Raw genomic sequence first — 6,001 nt, 5'->3', positions numbered from 1 at the left:
ATACCGCGTGATCGCAGCCGTCAGCGTCGTCTTGCCGTGGTCGACGTGGCCGATCGTGCCAATGTTGACGTGCGGTTTCGTCCGTTCAAACTTTGCCTTTGCCATAGCGCAGGATTCCTCAATTCATCAATTCAGGGGGATACGGGCGGGACCAAGGCCCCGCCCCGCCGGTCAGGCGTATTTCTTCTGGATCTCGTCCGAGATGTTCTGCGGCACGGCCTCGTAATGGTCGAACTGCATCGTGAACACCGCGCGGCCCGAGGACATCGAGCGCAGGTTGTTGATATAGCCGAACATGTTGGCCAGCGGCACGAAGGCGTCGATGACGTTCGCGTTGCCGCGGCTGTCCTGCCCCCGGACCATGCCGCGACGGCTGGTCAGGTCGCCGATGATCGAACCCGTGTATTCCTCGGGCGTCACCACCTCGACCTTCATGATCGGTTCCAGCAGCTTCGCGCCGGCTTTCCGCAGCCCTTCGCGCATTGCGGCGCGCGAGGCGATCTCGAACGCGAGGACCGAGGAGTCGACGTCGTGGAACGCACCGTCCAGCAGCGCGACCTTGAAGTCGATCACCGGGAAGCCCGCCAGCGGACCCGAGTCCATGACCGACTTGATGCCCTTCTCGACACCCGGGATGTATTCCTTCGGAACCGCGCCGCCGACGATGCGGCTTTCGAAGGAATAACCCTCGCCCGGCTCGGTCGGGGTGATTTCCAGCTTGACGCGCGCGAACTGGCCGGTGCCGCCGGTCTGCTTCTTGTGCGTATAGTCGATCTCGGCCGGCTGGCTGATCGTCTCGCGGTAAGCCACCTGCGGGGCGCCGATATTCGCCTCGACCTTGAACTCGCGCTTCATGCGGTCGACCAGGATGTCGAGGTGAAGTTCGCCCATGCCCTTCATGATGGTCTGGCCCGATTCCAGATCGGTTTCGACGCGGAAGGACGGGTCTTCGGCAGCCAGACGCTGAAGGGCAAGGCCCATCTTTTCCTGGTCGGCCTTCGACTTGGGTTCCACAGCGATCTCGATCACCGGATCCGGGAAGGTCATCGTTTCCAGAACCACCGGCTTGGCGGGATCGCAAAGCGTGTCGCCCGTGGTGGTTTCCTTCAGACCCGCCAGCGCGATGATGTCGCCCGCGAAGGCTTCGTCGATTTCCTCGCGGTTGATGGCGTGCATCATCATCATGCGGCCGACGCGCTCGCGCTTGCCCTTGGTCGCATTCAGCATCTGGTCGCCCTTCTTGAGCTGGCCAGAATAGATCCGCGTAAAGGTCAGCGAGCCCACGAAGGGGTCGTTCATGATCTTGAACGCCAGACCCGAGAAGGGTTGCGCGTCATCGGCCGAACGCTCGATGTTGCGGGTTTCCGTCTCGTCGCCGGGGGCGAAGCCCATCAGCGCCGGCACGTCCAACGGCGAGGGCAGGAAGTCGATGACCGAGTTCAGCAGCGGCTGCACGCCCTTGTTCTTGAAGGCGGAACCGGCGGTGACCGGGAAGAAGGACAGCGACAGCGTGCCCTCGCGGATCAGGCTGCGCAGGGTCGCCTCATCAGGCTCGTTGCCTTCCAGATAGGCTTCCATGGCGGTGTCGTCCTGCTCGACGGCCAGTTCGATCAGGTTCGAACGCCATTCGTCGGCAAGATCCTTCAGTTCGTCACGGATCGGCTGGCGAACCCAGTTGGCGCCAAGGTCTTCACCCTTCCAGACCCATTCTTCCATCTTGATCAGATCGACGATGCCTTCCAGCTTGTCCTCGGCGCCGATCGGCAGGGCGATCGGGCACGGGGTGCCGCCGGTGCGGTCCTTGATCATGCGGACGCAGTTGAAGAAGTCCGCGCCGATCTTGTCCATCTTGTTGACGAAGACGATCCGCGGAACCTTGTAGCGGTCGGCCTGGCGCCACACCGTTTCCGTCTGGGGCTCGACACCGGCGTTGGCGTCCAGAAGGCAGATCGCGCCATCCAGAACGGCCAGCGAACGCTCGACCTCGATGGTGAAGTCAACGTGGCCCGGCGTGTCGATGATGTTGAAGCGGTACTTCGTTTCCGAGGTGCCTTCGGTGGTCGGGTCTTCCTGGCGCTGCCAGAACGTGGTGGTCGCGGCAGACGTGATCGTGATGCCGCGTTCCTGTTCCTGTTCCATCCAGTCCATGGTGGACGCACCCTCGTGGGTTTCGCCCATCTTGTGGTTCTTGCCCGTATAGAAAAGGATGCGTTCGGTCGTGGTCGTCTTGCCGGCATCGATGTGGGCCATGATGCCGAAGTTGCGATAACGCTGAAGCTGATATTCGCGTGCCATGGTCTGGATCCTTTCGCCTTACCAGCGGTAGTGGCTGAACGCCTTGTTGGCGTCGGCCATCTTGTGCGTGTCTTCGCGTTTCTTGACGGCGGTGCCGCGGCCGTTCACGGCATCGGCCAGTTCACCGGCAAGGCGTTCTTCCATCGTGTTTTCGTTGCGCTTCTTGGACGCATCGATCAGCCAGCGGATCGCCAGGGCCTCGCGGCGGGTCGGACGGACCTCGACCGGAACCTGGTAGGTGGCACCGCCGACGCGGCGCGAACGCACCTCGACCGAGGGCTTCACATTGTCGAGGGCTTCGTGGAAAACCTCGATCGGCTCGCGCTTCAGGCGCGACTGGACGCGGTCCAGGGCCGAATAGACGATGCGCTCGGCGACGGATTTCTTGCCGTCAACCATCAGGTTGTTCATGAATTTGGTCAGCACGCGATCGCCAAATTTGGCGTCGGGCAGGACTTCGCGCTTTTCAGCGGCGTGACGACGGGACATGGATGTCTCTCCTTACTTCGGACGCTTGGCGCCGTATTTCGAACGACGCTGGCGACGATCCTTGACGCCCTGGGTATCCAGCACACCGCGCAGGATGTGGTAACGGACACCCGGAAGGTCTTTCACGCGGCCGCCGCGGATCAGCACGACGCTGTGTTCCTGCAGGTTGTGCTTTTCGCCCGGGATGTAGGAGATGACCTCGAAGCCATTCGTCAGGCGGACCTTGGCCACCTTGCGCATAGCGGAGTTCGGTTTCTTCGGCGTCGTGGTATAGACGCGCGTGCAGACACCGCGTTTCTGCGGGCAGCCCTGCAGGTGCATCGATTTGGATCGCTGCACACGCGGCTGCCGCGGCTTGCGGATCAGCTGTTGGATCGTCGGCATTCGGTTCCCCGTCTTGCTCTGTCAATACTCGCAGCAAAACCTGCTGCGCCGCTTCTCGACGGCATTCCGCGCGAATCGCGAAATGCCAAACCCTTCCTGCCCCGGATTCCGGGGTGGAGGGAAAAATTCCAGAGGATCGAGGCAGTTAAAGGCCCGGATCGTGACCGCGAAAGGTTCTGGTCCCCGAACGGTTTCCCGGCGGGTGTGCGGCGTATATGGGGAATCGCCGGGGCTGTCAACAAGACCGGCCGGCGCTGTCCTTGCGGGACACGGCCTTGGCGAGGTCGTCCAGAACCGCGCGGTCCAGCCCGAAGCGGCGGGACAATTGGCGGTCCAGGGCGTCGGGCGCGATCTCCCAGGGCAGGCCGGGTCCCATGTCGCCTGAATCGCTGTCGGCATGGATCGACCGGATGAACATCAGCGGCCGCGTGACCGAAACGCACGGCATCCACATCGGCAGCCTGGTATGGTTGAAATGCAGCGCGGTCTTTTCCGCGTCCGGACGCAGGAAGATGGTCAGCGCGACCCCCATGTTATGCGCGATCCGCGGGACGAAGTCGGCGCCCCCTGCCCCGGCGCGCAGCATCAGCCCGCGCGAATGATCCAGCGACAGCCGCCCCTCGGCCTGCCACAGGGCCTGCACCGCCGCGAAGTCCCGTCGCGCCGTGGCGACATAGTCCAGGGCCACCGCATCGTCATCGTCATGGCGGAAATGGCCCACGACATCGGCTTGGGGATCGACATGGGGCGCGATTGCCGCAAGGCAGGCCTCCAGGTGGCGATCCATCGGCGGCACCAGTTCCAGTCGCAGCCAGGGATTGACCCGCGATAGGGCCTGCAGCCCGGACAGATAGGGCTGTGGCAAGTCCGGGCCGGTCATGACGACCAGCGTGAAATCGGGATCCGTCTGGGCCAGCCATCCCGGCAGCGCCAGCGTGGTGAACCACTGCCATCGCCGCGCCAGGCGGTCAGGGTCATACAGGAAGGCCCGTCGCTCCTCGATGCTGGAATGGTCCTTCTGATAGCCGCGCAAGCCCAGATAGGAAAACCGGCACAAGCCCAGCATCTGCACCCGCATCAGCGTGCCCTGCCGATCTGCGCCTCGCGCCAGATGGTATAGATGCCCGCCGCAACCACCAGGCTCGATCCTGCCCAGGTCCACAGGTCGGGCCATTCGCCAAAGACGATCAGCCCCATCAGGATCGCGACCAGCAGCGAGGTATAGCGGAAGGGCGCGACATAGGACATCTCGCCCACCCGCATCGAGGCCACGGCGCTGACATAACCCACCGTCAGAAAGCCGCTGCCCATCAGCAGCAGCAGGATCTGCGACAGGCTGGGCATCACCCAGCCCTGCCACAGGCTGATCACCAGGCCCACCAGCGTCACCCCTGCCGCCGCATAGAAGGCGATCGTTGCCGAGGTGATGTCGCCGCCGAAGTTGCGTGTCGCCAGGTCGCGCAGGGCGACCATTGCCATCGCCCCCACGGCAACGACTGCCCAGGGCCCGAAGACCTCGCCCCCCGGCCGAAGGATCAGAAGAACGCCCCCAAAGCCGGCGATCACCGCGCCCACGCGACGCCAGCCCAGGGTTTCCCCGAAGAACAGCGCGGCCGCCACCATCACCACCAGCGGAAGCGCCTGCATGATCGCGGAAAGATCGCCCATGGCCATGTTCTGCAAGGCATTGAGAAACAGGATGGTCGAGGCGATTTCGCCGAAGGTGCGCACCATCATCGGCCTTCGGGCGCCCTTGCGGATCCGCAGGTGCAGGCCCCCCAGGCGGGGCGCGACTGCCGCGATGAAGGCCATCACGAAGATCCCGCGCAAGGCGATTGCCTGGTAAAGCGGCATGTCCTGGGCCACGAACTTCATCACCGTGTCGTTCAGCCCGAAAGCCACCATGCACAGCGTCATGATCAGCGCGCCATGCAGGTTGTCGCCTGACTGATGCGGCAGCGGCCGGACCGAAGCAGGCCGGACGCGACGGCTGGGAGACAGGATCGGGGTGCGCATGGCGGGATCCACAACAGGAATGTGCTTCCCCGTTAGGCATTGATACCGGGCCGGGCAAGCGAATTTTTGCAGGATACGCAAGCCGATACAGTCGGCTGCGGCGCATCGCATTTTAAACTCCCGCGATATTCTGTCTGGGACAGTTCTGCATAACCCCTGACGCGGCATTGTCCTAAGGCGGGACGGGAACAGGCTGCGCCCATTTGGGGCCGGTCAGATCTTGGGAATTTCGGATGCTGCTTCCACTCTCGCTTCTTTTCGTCGGCGCGGTTCTGACCCTTAACGGGCTGTGGATGATGAACCGCATCTCGGACAGGGAAATCGTGGTCATCAACCTTGCGACGGCATTCATCACCGGAACCGTCGCGGTCCTGACCATGGCCGGTGCCGACACGCCGGGCGCCGTCAAGGGGGCGGCCCTGACATTGCTGTTCAGCCTGACCTATCTGTGGGTGGGGATGAACCGCCTGACAGGCTCGGACGGGCGCGGCCTGGGCTGGTTCAGTCTTTTTGTGGCGATCACGGTTCTGCCCGAGGCCGTGGTCACGCTGCGCCACGCCGGCGATCCGATGACGCTGTGGCTGGGCCTCTGCTGGGCCGGATGGGCGGGGCTGTGGTTTCTCTACTTCCTTTTGCTGGCGCTTGGTCGGCCGCTTGAGAAAACCGCCGCCGCCGCGACCCTGGCCAGCGGCGTGTTCACCGCCTGGATGCCCGCCCTTGCGATGCTCTATGCCTGAAACCCTGGCCTGAACTGCATCCCGGAACGGCAAAAGGCCCGGCATCGCTGCCGGGCCTTTTTCATGTCATGTCGAACCGA

7 protein-coding genes are annotated in these 6,001 nt (G+C 63.6%); 1 reads left to right on the top strand and 6 read right to left on the bottom strand.

All coding sequences use genetic code 11. From position 1 onward, the window contains the following. The 6 genes from IEX25_RS17935 to IEX25_RS17910 form a co-directional block, all read right to left on the bottom strand. Positions 1 to 105: GTP-binding protein (locus tag IEX25_RS17935; protein WP_188716923.1), on the bottom strand; the 105-nt coding region annotated here is incomplete at its 3' end. 66 nt (positions 106 to 171) lie between these two features. After that, complete coding sequence (gene fusA / locus IEX25_RS17930; protein ID WP_188716921.1) at positions 172 to 2,295, bottom strand: elongation factor G; 2,124 nt, start codon at positions 2,293 to 2,295, stop codon at positions 172 to 174. 18 nt (positions 2,296 to 2,313) lie between these two features. Next, positions 2,314 to 2,784 (bottom strand): 30S ribosomal protein S7, encoded by a 471-nt coding sequence (rpsG, locus tag IEX25_RS17925; RefSeq protein ID WP_103174464.1) that lies wholly within the window; start codon positions 2,782 to 2,784, stop codon positions 2,314 to 2,316. A 12-nt stretch (positions 2,785 to 2,796) separates the two neighbouring features. Further along, on the bottom strand, positions 2,797 to 3,168 hold the full coding sequence (gene rpsL, locus IEX25_RS17920; RefSeq protein WP_042252808.1) for a 30S ribosomal protein S12: 372 nt from the start codon (positions 3,166 to 3,168) through the stop codon (positions 2,797 to 2,799). Between the two features lie 235 nt (positions 3,169 to 3,403). Next, positions 3,404 to 4,246: a glycosyltransferase gene (locus tag IEX25_RS17915; protein ID WP_103174463.1), complete on the bottom strand. Its 843-nt coding sequence runs from the start codon at positions 4,244 to 4,246 to the stop codon at positions 3,404 to 3,406. Then, a complete protein-coding gene (locus tag IEX25_RS17910; RefSeq protein ID WP_103174467.1) occupies positions 4,246 to 5,184 on the bottom strand; it encodes a DMT family transporter in 939 nt (312 codons plus the stop codon). The genes IEX25_RS17915 and IEX25_RS17910 overlap by 1 nt, the downstream gene beginning before the upstream one ends. 233 nt (positions 5,185 to 5,417) lie before the next feature. Between IEX25_RS17910 and IEX25_RS17905 the strand changes: the two genes are divergently transcribed. Beyond that, positions 5,418 to 5,921, top strand: a complete 504-nt coding sequence (locus IEX25_RS17905) for an AmiS/UreI family transporter (RefSeq protein WP_103174466.1) — start codon at positions 5,418 to 5,420, stop codon at positions 5,919 to 5,921. The last annotated feature ends 80 nt before the right edge of the window (positions 5,922 to 6,001 follow it).

The organism is Paracoccus acridae (genome assembly GCF_014642735.1).
Taxonomy (GTDB): Bacteria; Pseudomonadota; Alphaproteobacteria; order Rhodobacterales; family Rhodobacteraceae; genus Paracoccus; species Paracoccus acridae.
The sequence above is the reverse complement of the archived record's forward strand: the minus strand, read 5'-3'. Positions and strand labels throughout refer to the sequence as shown.